The organism is Streptomyces sp. JNUCC 63, from assembly GCF_054366325.1.
Genome location: NZ_CM135963.1, coordinates 6,626,347 through 6,644,376, shown reverse-complemented (window position 1 = coordinate 6,644,376; position 18,030 = coordinate 6,626,347). Strand labels below are relative to the sequence as shown.

Annotated in this window: 15 protein-coding genes and 1 riboswitch; of the genes, 6 read left to right on the top strand and 9 right to left on the bottom strand. The window is 71.1% G+C overall.

Going from position 1 to position 18,030, the window contains the following annotated elements; genetic code table 11:
- From kdpB to kdpF, 3 genes are read right to left on the bottom strand one after another with little or no spacing between them, the layout of a single operon-like run.
- Complete coding sequence (kdpB, locus tag ACX25U_RS30575; RefSeq protein ID WP_454384786.1) at nucleotides 1-2,124, bottom strand: potassium-transporting ATPase subunit KdpB; 2,124 nt, start codon at nucleotides 2,122-2,124, stop codon at nucleotides 1-3.
- The gene (kdpA, locus tag ACX25U_RS30570; RefSeq protein WP_454384785.1) at nucleotides 2,124-3,785 is read right to left on the bottom strand and encodes a potassium-transporting ATPase subunit KdpA; all 1,662 of its coding nucleotides are present in this window, start codon (nucleotides 3,783-3,785) and stop codon (nucleotides 2,124-2,126) included. The genes kdpB and kdpA overlap by 1 nt, the downstream gene beginning before the upstream one ends.
- An 8-nt stretch (nucleotides 3,786-3,793) precedes the next feature.
- Nucleotides 3,794-3,883 carry a K(+)-transporting ATPase subunit F gene (kdpF, locus tag ACX25U_RS30565; protein WP_454384783.1) on the bottom strand — a complete coding sequence of 30 codons (90 nt, stop codon included), beginning with the start codon at nucleotides 3,881-3,883 and terminating at the stop codon, nucleotides 3,794-3,796.
- Between the two features lie 474 nt (nucleotides 3,884-4,357).
- Here kdpF and ACX25U_RS30560 point away from each other — a divergent pair, with 474 nt between their 5' ends.
- From ACX25U_RS30560 to ACX25U_RS30540, 5 genes are all read left to right on the top strand, one after another.
- Nucleotides 4,358-6,307 (top strand): amino acid transporter, encoded by a 1,950-nt coding sequence (locus ACX25U_RS30560; protein ID WP_454384781.1) that lies wholly within the window; start codon nucleotides 4,358-4,360, stop codon nucleotides 6,305-6,307.
- A gap of 64 nt (nucleotides 6,308-6,371) precedes the next feature.
- A complete protein-coding gene (locus ACX25U_RS30555) occupies nucleotides 6,372-6,767 on the top strand; it encodes a TOBE domain-containing protein (RefSeq protein WP_454384779.1) in 396 nt (131 codons plus the stop codon).
- A gap of 107 nt (nucleotides 6,768-6,874) precedes the next feature.
- Nucleotides 6,875-7,696, top strand: coding sequence for a molybdate ABC transporter substrate-binding protein (modA, locus tag ACX25U_RS30550; RefSeq protein ID WP_454384777.1), 822 nt, complete (start codon nucleotides 6,875-6,877; stop codon nucleotides 7,694-7,696).
- On the top strand, nucleotides 7,693-8,538 hold the full coding sequence (gene modB / locus ACX25U_RS30545; protein WP_454384775.1) for a molybdate ABC transporter permease subunit: 846 nt from the start codon (nucleotides 7,693-7,695) through the stop codon (nucleotides 8,536-8,538). The genes modA and modB overlap by 4 nt, the downstream gene beginning before the upstream one ends.
- A 52-nt stretch (nucleotides 8,539-8,590) precedes the next feature.
- The gene (locus tag ACX25U_RS30540) at nucleotides 8,591-9,682 is read left to right on the top strand and encodes an ABC transporter ATP-binding protein (RefSeq protein ID WP_454384773.1); all 1,092 of its coding nucleotides are present in this window, start codon (nucleotides 8,591-8,593) and stop codon (nucleotides 9,680-9,682) included.
- A gap of 78 nt (nucleotides 9,683-9,760) precedes the next feature.
- Here ACX25U_RS30540 and gcvP read toward each other — a convergent pair whose 3' ends face one another.
- Entirely contained in the window at nucleotides 9,761-12,646 is a 2,886-nt protein-coding gene (gcvP, locus tag ACX25U_RS30535) for an aminomethyl-transferring glycine dehydrogenase (RefSeq protein WP_454384771.1), read from the bottom strand.
- A 176-nt stretch (nucleotides 12,647-12,822) separates the two neighbouring features.
- Nucleotides 12,823-12,917, bottom strand: a riboswitch (glycine riboswitch).
- A 113-nt stretch (nucleotides 12,918-13,030) separates the two neighbouring features.
- On the opposite strand from gcvP, the gene ACX25U_RS30530 reads away from it, so the two are divergent.
- On the top strand, nucleotides 13,031-13,414 hold the full coding sequence (locus tag ACX25U_RS30530) for a PRC-barrel domain-containing protein (protein WP_454384769.1): 384 nt from the start codon (nucleotides 13,031-13,033) through the stop codon (nucleotides 13,412-13,414).
- A 13-nt stretch (nucleotides 13,415-13,427) separates the two neighbouring features.
- Here ACX25U_RS30530 and ACX25U_RS30525 read toward each other — a convergent pair whose 3' ends face one another.
- The 5 genes from ACX25U_RS30525 to ACX25U_RS30505 all read right to left on the bottom strand — a co-directional run bounded on the left by ACX25U_RS30525 (nucleotide 13,428) and on the right by ACX25U_RS30505 (nucleotide 18,002).
- Nucleotides 13,428-14,849: a DNA polymerase IV gene (locus ACX25U_RS30525; protein WP_454384768.1), complete on the bottom strand. Its 1,422-nt coding sequence runs from the start codon at nucleotides 14,847-14,849 to the stop codon at nucleotides 13,428-13,430.
- Between the two features lie 80 nt (nucleotides 14,850-14,929).
- A complete protein-coding gene (locus ACX25U_RS30520) occupies nucleotides 14,930-15,568 on the bottom strand; it encodes a MerR family transcriptional regulator (RefSeq protein ID WP_454384767.1) in 639 nt (212 codons plus the stop codon).
- A gap of 212 nt (nucleotides 15,569-15,780) precedes the next feature.
- Nucleotides 15,781-16,254: a bifunctional nuclease family protein gene (locus ACX25U_RS30515; RefSeq protein WP_111002881.1), complete on the bottom strand. Its 474-nt coding sequence runs from the start codon at nucleotides 16,252-16,254 to the stop codon at nucleotides 15,781-15,783.
- Between the two features lie 83 nt (nucleotides 16,255-16,337).
- A complete protein-coding gene (ftsR, locus tag ACX25U_RS30510) occupies nucleotides 16,338-17,075 on the bottom strand; it encodes a transcriptional regulator FtsR (protein ID WP_454384765.1) in 738 nt (245 codons plus the stop codon).
- Nucleotides 17,076-17,117: 42 nt separating this feature from the next.
- Nucleotides 17,118-18,002 (bottom strand): FHA domain-containing protein, encoded by an 885-nt coding sequence (locus tag ACX25U_RS30505; protein WP_454394586.1) that lies wholly within the window; start codon nucleotides 18,000-18,002, stop codon nucleotides 17,118-17,120.
- Between the last annotated feature and the right edge of the window lie 28 nt (nucleotides 18,003-18,030).

The following is an 18,030-nucleotide window of genomic DNA, read 5'->3' as shown; positions in this document are numbered from 1 at the left end:
TCACCCGATCCCGGGAATCAGGGAGAGGAGCAGGTCGATGAGCTTGATGCCGATGAAGGGCGCGACGAGGCCGCCGAGTCCGTAGACCGCGAGGTTGCGGCGGAGCATCCGGTCCGCGCTCGTCGGCCGGTAGCGCACGCCGCGCAGGGCGAGCGGCACCAGCGCGATGATGATCAGCGCGTTGAAGACGACCGCGGACAGGATCGCCGAACTCGGCGAGGACAGCTGCATGATGTTCAGCCTGTCCAGGCCCGGGTGGACCGCCGCGAACATCGCCGGGATGATCGCGAAGTACTTGGCCACGTCGTTGGCGATGGAGAACGTGGTGAGCGCTCCGCGGGTGATCAGGAGCTGCTTGCCGATCTCGACGACCTCGATCAGCTTGGTCGGGTCGGAGTCGAGGTCGACCATGTTGCCGGCCTCCTTGGCGGCCGAGGTACCGGTGTTCATCGCCACGCCGACGTCGGCCTGGGCCAGCGCGGGCGCGTCGTTGGTGCCGTCCCCGGTCATCGCGACCAGCTTGCCGCCGCTCTGCTCGTTCCTGATCAGGGCCATCTTGTCCTCGGGCGTGGCCTCGGCGAGGAAGTCGTCGACGCCGGCCTCGTCGGCGATCGCCCGGGCGGTCAGCGGGTTGTCGCCCGTGATCATGAAGGTCTTGATGCCCATGCGGCGCAGCTCGTCGAAGCGTTCCCGCATGCCGTCCTTGACCACGTCCTTGAGGTGGACGACACCCAGCACGCGGGCGCCGTCCACGTCCTCGACCGCGACCAGCAGCGGCGTGCCGCCCGCCGCGGCGATCTTCTCGCACAGGCGCTCCGCGTCCTCGGCGACCTGTCCGCCGCGCTCCCCCACCCAGGCGATCACGGACCCCGCGGCGCCCTTGCGGATGCTGCGGCCGTCCACGTCCACACCGGACATCCGGGTCTGCGCGGTGAACGCGATCCACTCGGCGCCCGCGAGCTCGCCCTGGTGCCGTTCGCGCAGCCCGTACTTCTCCTTGGCCAGCACCACGACGGAGCGGCCCTCGGGCGTCTCGTCGGCCAGCGAGGAGAGCTGCGCGGCGTCCACCAGCTCGGCGGCGGTGGCACCGCTCACCGGGACGAACTCCGCGGCGCGGCGGTTGCCCAGGGTGATGGTGCCGGTCTTGTCCAGCAGCAGCGTCGACACATCGCCCGCGGCCTCCACCGCCCGCCCCGACATCGCCAGGACATTGCGCTGCACCAGCCGGTCCATGCCCGCGATGCCGATGGCGGACAGCAGCGCGCCGATCGTGGTCGGGATGAGGCAGACCAGCAGCGCGACCAGCACCACCATGGTCAGGTGCGTGCCGGCGTGGTCCGCGAACGGCGGCAGCGTGGCGCAGGCGAGGAGGAAGACGATCGTCAGCGAGGCGAGCAGGATGTTCAGCGCGATCTCGTTGGGCGTCTTCTGCCGGGCGGCGCCCTCGACGAGACCGATCATCCGGTCGATGAAGGTCTCGCCGGGCCTGGTGGTGATCTTGATGACGATACGGTCCGACAGCACCCTGGTGCCGCCGGTCACCGCCGACCGGTCGCCGCCGGACTCGCGGATCACCGGCGCCGACTCCCCGGTGATGGCCGACTCGTCGACCGAGGCGACGCCCTCGACGACGTCCCCGTCGCCGGGTATGACGTCACCCGCCTCGCACACCACGAGGTCGCCGACGCGCAGTTCGGTACCGGGCACCTCGGTTCCGTCGATCCGGTGGGCCACGGTGTCGGTCCTGGCCCGGCGCAGGGTGTCCGCCTGCGCCTTGCCGCGGCCCTCGGCGACCGCCTCGGCGAGGTTGGCGAAGAGGACGGTCAGCCACAGCCAGGCGCTGATCGCCCAGCCGAACCAGTCTCCGGGCCTGGTGACGGAGAAAGCGGTGGTCAGCATCGAGCCGATCCACACCACGAACATCACCGGCGACTTGACCATCACCCGGGGGTCGAGCTTGCGGAAGGCGTCGGGCAGCGACCTGACCAGCTGCCGGGCGTCGAAGAGGCCGACACCGACCCGGCCCCGACCGGGCGGATGCCCGGTGGGTACGTCGCGGTGCGGTGCCCGGGCCCCGGTGGCTGTGGGCATGGAGTCCTCGTGGTTCTGTGTGGGGGCGGTCATCACGCCAGCCCCTCGGCCAGCGGGCCCAGCGCGAGCGCCGGGAAGTACGTCAGCCCGACGACGATCAGGACGGCGCCCACCAGCAGACCGGTGAACAGCGGCTTCTCGGTGCGCAGGGTGCCCGCGGTGACCGGTACCGGCCGCTGCTCGCCCAGGGAGCCGGCCAGGGCGAGGACGAACACCATGGGCAGGAACCGGCCGAGCAGCATGGCGAGCCCGGTCGTGGTGTTGAACCAGTCGGTGTTCGCGTTCAGACCGGCGAAGGCCGAGCCGTTGTTGTTCGCGGCGGACGTGTAGGCGTAGAGCACTTCGGAGAATCCGTGCGCGCCCGGGTTGAGCGCCGAGTGCGGCGGGGTCGGCAGGGCCATCGCGAAGGCGGTGAAGACCAGCACGAGCGCCGGGGTGATCAGGATGTACACGGCCGCCAGCTTGATCTCGCGGGAGCCGATCTTCTTGCCCAGGTACTCGGGTGTGCGCCCGACCATCAGACCCGCGATGAACACCGCGATCACGGCCATGATCAGGATGCCGTAGAGACCGGAGCCGACACCGCCGGGCGCGATCTCGCCCAGCATCATGCCGAGCATCGTGATCCCGCCGCCGAACCCGGTGAACGACGAGTGGAAGGAGTCGACCGCCCCGGTGGAGGTGAGCGTGGTCGACACCGCGAAGATCGAGGAGGCGCCGACGCCGAAGCGGACCTCCTTGCCCTCCATGGCGGCGCCCGCGATCCGCAGGGCGCCTTCGTGGTGGGCGAACTCGGTCCACATCATCAGGGCGACGAAGCCGACCCAGATGGTGGCCATGGCCGCGAGGATCGCACACCCCTGCCGGACCGAGCCGACCATGACGCCGAAGGTGCGGGTCAGGGAGAACGGGATCACCAGGATCAGGAAGATCTCGAAGAGGTTGGTGAACGGCGTCGGGTTTTCGAAGGGGTGGGCGCTGTTGGCGTTGAAGTAGCCGCCGCCGTTGGTGCCGAGTTCCTTGATGGCCTCCTGGGAGGCGACCGCGCCGCCGTTCCACTGCTGCGAGCCGCCCATGAACTGTCCCACCTCGTGGATGCCGGAGAAGTTCTGGATCGCTCCGCAGGCCACGAGCACGATCGCGGCCGCGGCGGCCAGCGGGAGGAGGATGCGTACGGTGCCGCGCACCAGGTCGGTCCAGAAGTTGCCCAGCTCCCCGGTCCGGGATCGGGCGAAGCCGCGCACCAGGGCGACGGCGACAGCGATGCCGACGGCCGCGGAGACGAAGTTCTGTACGGCCAGGCCCGCGGTCTGTACGACGTGCCCCATGGTCTGCTCGCCGTAGTACGACTGCCAGTCGGTGTTCGTCACGAACGACGCGGCGGTGTTGAACGCCTGGGCGGGGCCGACGGAACGGAAGCCGAGCGAGAGCGGCAGGATGCCCTGGATCCGCTGGAGCAGGTACAGGAGGAGGACACCGGCCACGGAGAAGGCGAGCACAGCGCGCATGTACGCGGGCCAGCGCATCTGTGCGTCCGGATCGGCGCCGACGGCCTTGTAGGCCCACCTCTCGACGCGCCAGTGGCGTCGGGAGGTGTAGACGCCGGCCATGTAGTCGCCCAGCGGTACGTAGGCGAGCGCCAGTGCGGCCACGAGCGCGAGGAGTTGGAGCACGCCGGCGGTTACGGGACCCATGTCGCTGCTCAGAACCTCTCCGGGAAGATCAGGGCGAGGACCAGGTAACCCAGCAGGGCGACGGACACGACCAGGCCGACGACGTTCTCGGCGGTCACAGCCTCGTCACTCCCTTGACGGCGAGGGCCATGAGCGCGAACACCGCGAGCGTGACGACGACGAAGGCCACATCGGCCATCGCGAGCTCCTGTGATGAGGCGGGAAGCGGACGCTGACGTTTACAGGAAACGGCCTCCCGGCCCCCGGGTCCGCCCCCGTTGACACCTCCCATACGGCCCTCGCCCCACCCTTGACGTCCCCCTTACGCGGATCTCCCGCCCGGAATCATGACGCTGAGTGTCCGTCCCGGTCCGCGCGGCCGCCCGTCCCCCGTACGGCCCAAGCCGGGCCGAAACCCGCGGGCTGCCTGATCCCGCAGTGAGTTCAGGGCCGGTGGCAGCCATTCTTAACAGAAGATTGACGCCCGCCCGCCCCGGTACCCGTGGGCCCCTGTGTCACTCTCCGCATACGCTGGTGACCTGTCCGCGTGATGGCCCGATCCACACGCCGAGCCGCCCCTCAGGAGCAGGGCCATGACCACCACCGAACGCCCTCCCAGTCGTCTGCGCGCCTGGATGCTGGAGGGTCTGTCCGACATGGGCAAGGGGATTCAGCAGGCCCCGCACGCCGTGCCGGAGCACCCGCACAAGGGACAGCGGTGGTACAGGGTGATGTGCCTGACCGGCGTGGACTACTTCTCGACCCTCGGCTACCAGCCCGGCATCGCGGCCCTCGCGGCCGGTCTGCTGTCTCCGGTCGCGACCCTCGTCCTGGTCCTCGTCACCCTCGTGGGCGCCCTGCCGGTGTACCGCAGGGTGGCTGTGGAGAGCCCCCACGGTGCGGGGTCGATCGCGATGCTGGAGCGGCTGCTGTCGTTCTGGCAGGGCAAGCTGTTCGTGCTCACCCTGCTCGGCTTCGCCGCCACCGACTTCCTGATCACCATGACCCTGTCGGCCGCCGACGCCTCCACCCACCTGGTGCAGAACCCGCACCTGACGGGCGCGCTGCACGGCCATCAGATGCTGATCACGCTCCTGCTGGTGGCCCTGCTCGGCGCGGTGTTCCTCAAGGGTTTCGTAGAGGCGATCGGCGTGGCGTTCGTGCTGGTCGGCGTGTACCTCGCGCTGAACTCCGTCGTGGTGGTCGTCGGTCTGGCGCACGTCCTCACCGCCGGTCACGTGGTCTCCGACTGGACCGGCGCGCTGACCGCCCAGCACGGCAATGTCTTCCTCATGGTCGGCGTCGCCCTGCTGGTCTTCCCCAAGCTCGCGCTCGGCCTGTCCGGCTTCGAGACCGGCGTCGCCGTCATGCCGCACGTCAGGGGCGACCCGGACGACACCGAGGAGCGGCCGACCGGCCGGATCCGGGACACCAGGAAGCTGCTCACCACGGCCGCGCTGATCATGAGCGTCTTCCTGATCACCACCAGCTTCATCACCACGCTGCTGATCCCGGCGCAGGAGTTCAAGCCCGGCGGCCAGGCCAACGGACGTGCGCTGGCCTACCTGGCGCACGCGTACCTCGGCAACGGCTTCGGCACGGTCTACGACATCTCGACCATCCTGATCCTGTGGTTCGCGGGCGCCTCAGCGATGGCCGGGCTGCTCAACCTGATGCCGCGGTACCTGCCCCGCTACGGCATGGCCCCGCACTGGGCCAGGGCGGTCCGTCCGATGGTCATCGTCTTCACCCTGATCGGCTTCCTGGTCACCTGGATCTTCGACGCCAACGTCGACAAGCAGGGCGGCGCGTACGCCACCGGCGTGCTCGTACTGATCAGCTCCGCGGCGATCGCGGTGACCATCGCCGCCCGCAAGGCCGGCCAGCACAACTGGACCATCGCGTTCGGCGTGATCTCGGCCGTCTTCCTCTACACGACCGTCGTCAACGTCATCGAGCGTCCCGACGGCGTGAAGATCGGCGCCTGCTTCATCGCCGGCATCATCCTGGTCTCGCTGCTGTCGCGGCTGGCCCGCTCCTTCGAGCTGCGGGTGACCAGCGTGACGCTGGACGACATGGCCGAACGGTTCGTCAGGGACATCGCCAGCCGCAAGATCCGGTTCATCGCCCACGAGCCCCACCGGCGGGACAAGGCCGAGTACCGCGACAAGCTCGAACAGATCCACAGCGAGAACGACATCCCGGCCACGGAGGACTTCGTCTTCGTCGAGGTGACGGTCACCGACCCCTCGGAGTTCGAGGCCGGCCTGACGGTGCGCGGCGAGGTCGTGCACGACCGCTACCGGGTGCTGGCCCTGGAATCCGCCTCCGTCCCCAACGCCCTGGCCGCCCTCCTCCTCCACGTCCGGGAGAAGACGGGCCGCATCCCGCACATCTACTTCCAGTGGACGGAGGGCAACCCCCTCGCCAACTTCCTGCGCTTCTTCCTCTTCGGCCAGGGCGAGGTCGCTCCGGTCACCCGCGAGGTGCTGCGCGAGGCGGAGCCGGACCGCGCCAGGCGACCGCGGGTGCACACCGGCTGAGCCATGCCCACCGGTGGCCGGCCCCGGGTCACCGTGCGCTGCCCTCGGCCCTATCGTGACCGGCATGCAGTCCTACACGATCGGGCAGGCGGCCCGACTGCTCGGCGTCAGCCCGGACACCGCGCGCCGCTGGGCGGACGCCGGCCGGGTGGCCACCCACCGCGACGACAGCGGGCGTCGGCTCATCGACGGGCGGGACCTCGCCGCCTTCTCCGTCGAGCTCGCCAGGACCGGGGGCGGCGAGGAGGCCCCCTCGTACACCTCGGTCCGCAACGCCTTCCCCGGGATCGTGACCGCCATCAAGCTCGGCGACGTCGCGGCCCAGGTCGAGATCCAGGCCGGCCCGCACCGCCTGGTCTCGCTGCTGACCCGGGAGGCCGTCGAGGAACTGGGCCTGGAGGTCGGCATGGAGGCCACCGCCCGCGTGAAGTCGACAAACGTCCATATCGACCGAACCTGACCGACCAGGGCACAGAAACGCACATGCCAGCCTGAGAAGCGTTCTGCCCGGCTCATGCGATGCAACAAGGGGGTCACACCTGGCAGTTGCGGCAGTATCATCACGGCATGTTGACCCGTTCCGTACACCGGACCAGGACGCTGCAGGTGGCCAGTACGGGCGTCGCGGCGCTGCTGGCGCTGAGCGCGTGCTCCTCCTCCAATGGCTCGTCGCCGGGGGACTCCGACTCCTCGGCGAACGGCACACCGAAGCTGTCCGGCACGGTGACCGTCTTCGCCGCCGCCTCGCTGAAGGAGAGCTTCACCACGCTCGGCAAGGAGTTCGAGCAGCAGCATCCTGGCACCGAGGTCACCTTCAGCTTCGGTGGCAGCGACACCCTCGCCGCGAGCATCACCGGCGGCGCCCCCGCCGACGTGTTCGCCGCCGCCAGCGCCAGGACCATGGCGATCGTGACCGACAAGCAGGACGCGGCCGGCACGCCGGTCACCTTCGCCCGCAACCGGCTGGAGATCGCGACCCTGCCGGGCAACCCGCACAGGATCTCCTCCCTGAAGGACCTCACCCGGTCCGGCCTGAAGGTCGTCCTGTGCGACAGGACGGCGCCCTGCGGCGCCGCCGCGCAGAAGGCGCTCGCCTCGAGCGGCCTCCACCTCACGCCCGTCTCCTACGAGCAGGACGTCAAGAGTGCCCTGACCAAGGTGGAGCTGAAGGAGGCCGACGCGGCAGTCGTCTACAAGACCGACGTGAAGGCGGCCGGTGACAGGGTGCGGGGTGTGGAGTTCCCCGAGTCGGCCGAGGCCGTCAACGACTACCCGATCACCCTGCTCGAGAACGCGCCCAACGCCACGGCGGCCGAGGCGTTCATCCGGCTGGTGACGTCCGCCGAGGGCCAGAAGGTGCTGAGCCGGGCAGGATTCCTCGAGCCATGACGGAGTTGGACCGGTCCCGCACCGTGACCCCGGAGAACGGATCACGGCGCGGCCGCACCCGCCGAGGCGTGCCACTGCCCCTGATGCTCCCGGCCCTGGCGGGCCTGGCCTTCCTGCTGCTGCCGCTGCTCGCCCTGCTGGTCCGGGCTCCCTGGCGCAGCCTGCCGGAGCAGCTGACCAGCGCCGAGGTGTGGCAGGCCCTCCAGCTGTCCCTGGTCAGCGCCACCGCCGCCACCGCCGTGAGCCTCGTCCTCGGAGTCCCGCTGGCCTGGCTGCTGGCCCGTACGGAGTTCCCCGGGCGCGGGCTGGTACGGGCCCTGGTGACACTGCCGCTCGTGCTGCCCCCGGTGGTGGGCGGTGTGGCCCTGCTGCTGGCACTGGGCCGGGGCGGCGTCGTCGGGCAGTGGCTGGACGCCTGGTTCGGGATCACGCTGCCGTTCACCACCGCCGGGGTGGTGGTCGCGGAGGCGTTCGTGGCCATGCCGTTCCTCGTCATCAGCGTCGAGGGCACGCTGCGGGCCGCCGACCCGCGCTACGAGGAGGCGGCCACCACGCTGGGCGCCTCCCGCTTCACCGCGTTCCGCCGGGTCACCCTGCCGCTGATCGCGCCCGGCATCGCCGCGGGCGCCGTGCTCGCCTGGGCGCGGGCGCTCGGCGAGTTCGGCGCGACGATCACGTTCGCGGGCAACTTCCCCGGCCGTACGCAGACCATGCCGCTGGCGGTCTACCTGGCCCTGCAGAACGACCCGGCCGCCGCGATCGCCCTGAGCCTGGTGCTGCTGGCGGTGTCGATCGCGGTACTGGCGGGTCTGCGGGACCGTTGGATGACGGCCTCCACATGACCACGACTCTGCTCCCGATCATGATCCGCCCCGCATCCAGGACGAACGCCCCATGACCGACATCGACGAGACCCCGGCCGGCATCCGTGCCCAGGGCCTGCCCGGCCAGGGCCTGGACGCCCGCCTCGTCGTCGACCGCGGCACCTTCCGCCTCGACGTGGCCCTGACCGCCGCCCCCGGGGACGTCCTCGCGCTGCTCGGCCCGAACGGCGCCGGCAAGACCACGGCCCTGCGCGCTCTCGCCGGTCTGGTCCCGCTCACCGCCGGGCACCTGCGCCTGGACGGCGCCGCCCTGGACCGTACGCCGCCCGAGGCGCGGCCCGTCGGGGTCGTCTTCCAGGACTACCTGCTCTTCCCGCACCTGTCCGCCCTGGACAACGTGGCGTTCGGACCGCGCTGCCAGGGCGCGACCAAGGCCGAGGCCCGCGCGCAGGCCGCCGAGTGGCTGGCCCGCATGGGCCTGGCCGGCCACGCCGGTGCCAAGCCCCGCCGTCTGTCCGGCGGCCAGGCCCAGCGCGTGGCCCTCGCCCGCGCCCTGGCCACCCGGCCCCGGCTGCTGCTCCTCGACGAGCCGCTCGCCGCGCTCGACGCCCGTACCCGCCTGGAGATCCGCGCTCAGCTCCGGCGGCACCTCGCCGAGTTCGAGGCCGTGGCCGTTCTGGTCACCCACGACCCGCTGGACGCGATGGTGCTGGCCGACCGGCTGGTCGTCGTCGAGCACGGCCGGGCCGTCCAGGAGGGCACCCCGTCCGACATCGCCCGCCGTCCGCGCACGGACTACATCGCGCGGCTGGTCGGCCTGAACCTCTACCGCGGGCAGGCCGACGGGCACACCGTCCGGCTGGAGGCCGGACCCGCCCTCACCACCACCGAGGACCTGTCCGGACCGGTGTTCGTGGCCTTCCCGCCGGGCGCGGTCACCCTCCACCGGGACCGCCCCACCGGCTCCAGCGCGCGCAACCTGTGGCGCTGCGAGGTCGCCGGCCTGGAGACCCACGGCGACCAGATCCGCGCGGACCTCACCGGCGCACTCCCCCTCGCCGCCGACCTGACCACGGCGGCCGCCGCCGAACTCGACCTGCACCCGGGTGCGGTGGTCTGGGCGGCCGTCAAGGCGGCGCAGACGCACGCCTACCCGGCCTGATCCGCCCGCACAGGAAAGGGACCCCGCCCGGCCTCGAAGAAACGGCCGGGGCGGGGCCCCTCACGCGTGCTACGGCGCTCAGTCCTCGTACGCGTCCAGCGGCGGGCAGGAGCAGACCAGGTTCCGGTCGCCGAAGGCCTGGTCGATACGGCGCACCGGCGGCCAGTACTTGTCGGCGGCCGAGACACCGGCCGGGAAGACGGCCTCCTCACGGCTGTAGGCGTGCTCCCACCGGCCGCCCAGTGCGGAGGCGGTGTGCGGGGCGTTCCGCAGCGGGTTGTCGTCCGCGGGCCACTCGCCGGAGGCGACCTTCTCGATCTCGACGCGGATCGCGATCATCGCCTCGCAGAACCGGTCCAGCTCGGCCAGGTCCTCGGACTCGGTGGGCTCGATCATGAGCGTGCCGGCCACCGGGAAGGACATCGTCGGCGCGTGGAAACCGTAGTCGATCAGCCGCTTGGCGATGTCGTCCACGGTCACGCCGGTCGCCTTGGTCAGCGGCCGCAGGTCGATGATGCACTCGTGCGCGACCAGGCCGCCGGGGCCGGTGTAGAGCACCGGGTAGTGCGGCTCGAGGCGCTTGGCGACGTAGTTGGCGGACAGGACGGCCACCTGCGTGGCCCGCTTGAGGCCCTCGCCGCCCATCAGACGGACGTACGCCCAGGAGATGGGCAGGATGCCCGCCGAGCCCCACGGGGCGGCCGAGACCGGGCCGACCCCGGTCTCGGGACCGGCCTCGGGCTGCAGCGGGTGGTTGGGCAGGTACGGCGCCAGGTGGGAGCGTACGGCCACCGGGCCGACGCCCGGACCGCCGCCGCCGTGCGGGATGCAGAACGTCTTGTGCAGGTTCAGGTGGGAGACGTCGCCGCCGAAGTGGCCCGGCTTGGCGAGGCCGACCAGCGCGTTGAGGTTGGCGCCGTCGACGTACACCTGGCCGCCGGCCTCGTGGACCTGCGCGCAGATGTCGGCGACGTGCTCCTCGAACACGCCGTGCGTGGACGGGTAGGTGATCATCAGCACCGCGAGCTCGTCACGGTACTGCTCGATCTTCGCCCGCAGGTCCTCGACGTCGATCTCACCGTCCTCGGCGGTCCTGACGACGACGACCTTCATGCCGGCCATCACGGCGCTGGCGGCGTTGGTGCCGTGCGCGGAGGACGGGATGAGGCAGACCGTGCGCTGCTCGTCGCCGCCTGCACGGTGGTATCCGCGCACGGCGAGCAGACCGGCCAGCTCGCCCTGGGAGCCGGCGTTCGGCTGCAGGGAGACCTTGTCGTAGCCGGTGACCTCGGCGAGACGGTCCTCCAGCTCCCGGATGAGCGTGAGGTAGCCCTGCGCCTGCTCGGCGGGCGCGAAGGGGTGCAGTCCGCCGAACTCCGGCCAGGTGATCGGCTCCATCTCCGTGGTCGCGTTGAGCTTCATGGTGCAGGAGCCCAGCGGGATCATGCCGCGGTCGAGCGCGTAGTCGCGGTCGGCGAGCCGGCGCAGGTAGCGCAGCATCGCGGTCTCGGAGCGGTGCTGGTGGAAGACGGGATGGGTGAGGTAGTCGTCGGTGCGCAGCAGCGCCTCGGGCAGCGCCTCCTCGGCCGCGGCGTCCAGCGCCTCGATGTCGCCCTCGACGCCGAAGGCGGTCCACACGGCGCTCAGCTGCTCCCGCACGGTGGTCTCGTCGCAGGCGATCGAGACGTGGTCGGCGTCGACGAGGCGCAGGTTGACGCCGCCCTCGCGCGCGGCGGCGACGACCTCGGCGGCCCGCCCCTCGGCCTTGACGGTCAGCGTGTCGAAGTAGGCGCCGTGGACGAGTTCGGCACCGCCGGCCTTGAGTCCCTCGGCGAGGACCGTGGCGTAGCGGTGGGTGCGCCGGGCGATGCCCTTCAGGCCCTCGGGGCCGTGGTGGACGGCGTACATGCCGGCCATGACGGCGAGCAGCACCTGGGCGGTGCAGATGTTGCTGGTGGCCTTCTCCCGGCGGATGTGCTGCTCACGGGTCTGCAGGGCGAGGCGGTAGGCCTTGTCGCCGTCGGCGTCGACGGAGACGCCGACCAGGCGGCCGGGCAGGCTGCGGGCGAACTTCTCGTGCACCGCCATGTAGCCGGCGTGCGGGCCGCCGAAGCCCATCGGCACGCCGAAGCGCTGGGTCGTGCCGACCGCGATGTCCGCGCCCAGCTCGCCCGGCGACTTCAGCAGCGTGAGGGCGAGCAGGTCGGCGGCGACGGTGACCAGGGCGCCCAGTTCGTGTGCCTGGTCGATGACGGGCTTCAGGTCGCGTACGGCACCGGAGGCGCCCGGGTACTGCAGGAGTACGCCGTTGATCTCGCGTTCGGCGATGTCCGCCGGGATGCCCTCGGTCAGGTCGGCGACGACGACCTCGACGCCGGTCGGCTCGGCGCGGGTCTGGATGACGGCGATGGTCTGCGGCAGCGCGTCCGCGTCGACCAGGAACAGGCCCTTCTTGTTCTTGCCCATGCGCAGGGACAGCGCCATGGCCTCGGCGGCGGCGGTGCCCTCGTCCAGCAGGGAGGCGCCGGAGGTCGGCAGGCCGGTGAGGTCGGCGACCATGGTCTGGAAGTTCAGCAGCGCCTCGAGGCGGCCCTGGGAGATCTCCGGCTGGTACGGGGTGTAGGCGGTGTACCAGGCCGGGTTCTCCATGACGTTGCGCAGGATGACCGGCGGGGTGAAGGTGCCGTAGTAGCCGAGTCCGATCATCGAGCCGAGGACCTGGTTGCGGCCGGCCAGCGAGCGCAGCTCGGCCAGCACCTCGGCCTCGGTGCGGGCGCCCGGCAGGTCGAGCGCGTCGGTGTTCTTGATGACATCGGGCACCGCGGCGGCCGTGAGCTCGTCGAGCGAGCCGTAGCCGACCTGCGCGAGCATCTTGGCCCGCGCCTCCTGGTCGGGCCCGATGTGGCGCTGCTCGAAGGGGATGCCCTGTTCGAGCGCGGAGAGTGGAATGCGCTGGGCGGTCATTGCGGAGGCCTCCTGGTCTGACACGACCTTCGAGGGACACCACGGCACGGGTGCCCCGACGGCCTCCCCCTCTGTCATCTCAACCTGAGAGCTTCACCGGGCCGCCCGCGGGCTCCCGGTTTTCACCGTCGGTGAGAGCGGACACCGTCGACACCCGCTCTGCTTTCCAGAGTGACCTCGTCCGTGCGGTACGTGGGCCTGAGAGATTCCGGGGAGGATTTGCTCCTTCGGCGCCTCCGGTGGTGCCGGAGAGCTCTCCCGCACGGGGTCAGCAGCCGTTGCCAGCGTACCAGCGGGGCGGGCGCCGGGGCCTTCGAGTGGCCGTCGTGCTGATTGTGCTCTTTCGTAGTGCTTACGGATGAGCTGCGACCATGTGGAGGGACCGTGCAGACCGAGATCGATCCGCGCAACCTGATCGGCCGCAAGGCGTTCGATCGCAATGGCCACAAGATCGGCACGGTGGACGAGGTCTACCTCGACGACGCGACCGGTGTCCCGGAGTGGGCGGCCATACGCACCGGCCTGTTCTCCCGGGACGCCTTCGTGCCCCTGGAGCCCAGCGAGCTGGTCGAGGGCACTCTGCGAGTCCCCTTCGACCGCTCCCTGGTCAAGGAGGCCCCCGACTTCGGCGTGGGCCGCCATCTCTCCCCCGCGCAGGAACTGCAGCTCTACCACCACTACGGCCTGGACGTCGCCCCTCCCCCCTCCTTCCCGGACCGCGACTTCGGCAACCTGGCGGGCTCCGGCTCGGGCCCGGACGAGACCTGACACCCGAGCCGCGTCAGCCCCCTTTGACGGCAGCCTCCGAGGACACGTGACCGCCTGCCCCGTCCCCCGGCCCCGACAGCGCCGTGCCCCTGGGTCCGGGGGGTATGCGGTGCACCAGAGGGAGAGGATCCGCCGGTTCCAGGTCCGGGTCGTCGGTGGGGAAGGTCCGTATCCGGCCCGGCGGGGAGCCGGGGGTCTCGAAGCGGACGGTGACGCGGCCGAGGCCGCTGCCCTGGACCCAGCCGTGGCCGTACTCGGCGTGCCGTACGTCGTGGCCGGAGGGCCAGCGCCGCTCGGCGGGGGCCGGCTGGTCCGCTACCGGCTCCTGCCCCGGCTCTTCGACGGGGCTCTCGGCCTCCGCGCCCGCCGCCTGGGCGAACAGGTCCTCCTGGGTGTAGTCGGCGAGCCCGGACACGCCCACGCCGAGCAGCCGTACGCCGCCCGTGGTGTCCACGGAGTCCAGCAGCCGGGCAGCCGCCTCCCGCACCACCGCGGGGTCGTCCGTGGGCCCGCGCAGGGTCTCGGACCGGGTCAGGGTGGAGAAGTCGTAGCGGCGCACCTTCAGCACGATGGTGCGCCCCGACAGCCCGGCCGCGCGCAGCCGCCGTACGCACCGGTCGGCGAGCCGCCGCACCTCCATGCCCACCCGGGTCCGGTCGTGGATGTCCACGTCGTAGGTGTCCTCGACCGACACCGACTTGGCCTCGCGCTCGGCGACGACGGGCCGCTCGTCGTGGGCCAGCGCCATGGCGTACAGCGCGTGGCCGTGCGCCTTGCCGAGCAGCCGTACGAGCTCGTCCTCACCCGCTTCGGCGAGCTCGTCGACGGTGTGGATCCCGGCCCGCCGCAGATGGTCGCCCGTCGCCGGCCCGACGCCCGGCAGGGTCCGCACGGACATGGGTCCGAGCAGGGCCCGCTCGGTGCCGGGCTCGATGAGCACCAGCCCGTCGGGCTTCGCCTTTTCGGAGGCGATCTTGGCGAGCATCTTGGAGGCGGCCAGTCCCACGGAGCCGGTCAGCCCCGTGACGGCCCGGATGTCGGCGCGCAGCCTGGTCCCCGCCAGCCGGGCCGAGTCCGCGTCCCAGGCCGCTCCCCCGGCCTCGAGGTCCACGAACGCCTCGTCCAGGCTCAGCGGCTCCACCAGCGGCGACAGGGCCCGCAGCAGCCCCATCACCTGCTCGCTGACGGACCGGTAGAAGGCGAAGCGCGGCACCAGGTACGCGGCGTTCGGCGCCAGCCGCCGCGCCTGGGCCATCGGCATCGCCGAGTGGACGCCGAAGACCCGCGCCTCGTACGACGCGGTGGCCACCACTCCGCGCGGTCCGAGCCCGCCCACGACGACGGCCTTCCCGCGCAGGCTCGGTTTGGACGCCTGCTCCGCCGACGCGAAGAAGGCATCCATGTCGAGATGCAGGATCGTGGGCGCGGTTCTCACATCCACGATGCTGCACCACACCACTGACAACGGACCGCTCGGAGCCGTTCCGAGGCGTGAGCGCCGGTCCGCGGAGCCGGTCAGACCGCCCGGTTGCGGCGCCGGGCGAGCTCGTCACCGGGGTTGTGCCCCACCAGGGTCTCCCCGGTGTCGACGCGCTCACCGTGCAGCTGCGACAGCGCGCTCTCCACATCGCGCCACACCACGCCGACCGCGATGCCGAAGATCCCCTGGCCCCCCTGGAGCAGGGCGTGCACCTCGTCGGGCGACGTGCACTCGTACACCGTGGCGCCGTCGCTCATCAGCGTCATCCGCTCCAGGTCGCGAAAGCCGCGCTCCCGCAGGTGCTGGACGGCCGTACGGATGTTCTGCAGCGAGACGCCGGTGTCGAGGAAGCGCTTGACGATCTTCAGGACGACGACGTCACGGAAGCTGTACAGGCGCTGCGTGCCGGAGCCGTAGGCGGGCCTCACGCTCGGCTCCACCAGGCCGGTACGCGCCCAGTAGTCCAGTTGCCGGTAGGTGATGCCTGCGGCGGCGCAGGCCGTCGGACCGCGGTAGCCGATCTGCTCGGACGCCATGGACGTCGCCCCTCCGCTGCTCGGCACGGCTGTCGGTCGCAACGGAGCGGGATCGGCCGCGCTGCCCTGGTAGGGGTAACTCCCCCGGACACCGCTTCCGGGGACACCCCCAGCCGTACCGTCGCCGCTGCTTCTCACGCCGACCTCCGTCCTCGACCTGCCTCCTCGACGGTAGGCAGTCACCAGGGGCGCGTCAACGATCGCCACACTCGGCACGCCGAGTGATAATCACCCTAAGAGTGGTTTCGCGTACCCCCATGCGGGGAAAGGCTAGCCGAATGCCCGGGCGGCAGGCTGCAGGGCTCCATGCGGCCGATGGCAGACAGGGGCGTTTCACCGGCTGCCGGTTCTCACTGGCTGCTGCTGCCGAAGTCTTCCGGCGAGATCTGGTCGAGGAACTCGCGGAACTTCTCCACCTCGTCCTCCTGCTCGTCCGGAATCGCGATGCCCGCGTCGTCGAGCACCGTGTCGCTGCCGAAGATCGGCGTTCCGGTACGCAGCGCCAGCGCTATGGCGTCGGACGGCCGAGCGCTCACCTCGACCCCACTGGCGAAGACCAGCTCCGCGTAGAAGACGCCCTCACGCAGATCTGTGATGCGCACTTCCGTGAGCTCCTGGCCGACGGCCTCCAGCACGTCCTTGAACAGGTCGTGGGTCAGCGGCCTGGCAGGGGCCATGCCCTGCTGGGCGAAGGCGATCGCCGTCGCCTCCCCCGGTCCGATCCAGATGGGGAGGTAACGGTCGCCTCCCACTTCACGCAGGAGCACGATCGGCTGGTTGGAGGGCATTTCGACCCGGACACCTACGACATCGAGCTCGTTCACACAGCAACCCTAGGCCGTGCCCGGGACGTTTGGGTAGTCGGGCCGGAAACGGGGGGACGATCCGGCCGCCGCGACCGGCCCCGTCAGGGCAGCCGCACCCCGAGCGCCGTCTGCACCAGAGCCCCGTGCAACCGCACCGTGAGCGCCGCCAGCTCCTTCGTGCGGGCCTCGGCATGGGCCCTGGTCTGCGGATTGCGGTGCCGCTTGAGCGGGGCCACCACCTGGTCGACCAGCCCGGCCTCCCGGTCGGCGGCCGCCTTCATCACCCGCAGGTGACGGGGCTCGATTCCGAAGCGCCCCAGCTCACCGACGAGCGAGGCCACGGTCACCGCCTCGGCGTCGTAGGAACCGTCCGCCAACGGGGTGAGGAGCCCGTACGACTCCCACTCCTGAAGCTCCGCGTCCTCGATCCCGGCGGCGGCGAGCAGCTCGGCCCGCCCGATCCGGGCCGCCGTGGGCGCCTCGACGGCCGGCGGCCCGGCCTCGCCGTCGCGCTGCCGGCCGAGCACCGGCAGCTGGACCGCCTCGCCGCGCTCCATCGCGTCCAGGTGCTCGCGGATCACCTTCAGCGGCAGGTAGTGGTCACGTTGCATCCTCAGGACCAGGGCGAGCCGCTCGACGTCGTCCGCGCTGAACTTGCGATACCCCGAGGGGGTCCGCTGCGGCTCGACGAGCCCCTCCGACTCCAGGAAACGGATCTTGGAGATGGTGACCTCGGGGAACTCGTCACGCAGCGCGTTCAGCACCGTGCCGATGCTCATCAGCCCACTGTCCGCGGCGGCGGTGCCGTGTCCCGCACCGCCGCTCGGTGTTCGAAGCATGGACCTTCCCTGGGATCCCCCCGGACTTCAGTCCGGGGAGGGTCAGATGCCCTGCCGGCTCGAGTAGAACACCAGCCGGTACTTGCCGATCTGCACCTCGTCACCGTTGGACAGGGCGACCTGGTCGATCCGCTCCCGGTTGACGTACGTGCCGTTCAGGCTGCCGACGTCGGCCACCGTGAACGAGCCGTCCGGGCTGCGGCGGAACTCCACGTGGCGGCGCGAGACCGTCACGTCGTCCAGGAAGATGTCGCTCTGCGGATGACGCCCGGCCGTGGTCAGCTCGCCGTCCAGCAGGAAGCGGCTGCCGGAGTTCGGCCCGCGGCGGACCACCAGCAGGGCGGAGCCGAGCGGCAGCGCGTCGACGGCCGCCTGCGCCTCCGGAGACAGCATGGGCGTCTGGCCGGTGGCTTCGGCGTCGTAGGCCTCGATGCCTGAGATGGAGATCGTGGACGTCGTCTCCGAGGCACGCTCCGGTGTCGCACCGGCCCGCAGCGGCGCGCCGCAGTTGGAACAGAAGCGGCTGTTCTCCGCGTTGCGGTTACCGCACCTCGTACACACCAGGGCCGACATGGACGGATCCTCCTGCCGCGGCTGCCCCGCCGGGGCATTGGACGCGTACGGGTCGGCGGCAAACCCTCCACCCGTACTTGAGGTTGACGGTTGTCCGAAACCTATGTCGCCCGACCGGGCAGGGTCAACAGACGGCGCGCCCTGACCGCCCGAAATGTCACGGCCCTCACCGGCGGCCTGGTCCCGGAACAGCGGGCGCTGGCCCTCGGCGTCGGGCTGTGCGCGATGGCGGGCCGTCGCGTTCTCGCCGCCCTCTCGCGCGCTCTTGCCGAACAACTTCGCAAACAACTTCACGGGCGATTCCCCTTGACCGAAACAGACCCGCCCGTGGGGCAGGACGAACCCTGACTGCATACACCGGTCGACCCGGACATCCTCACAA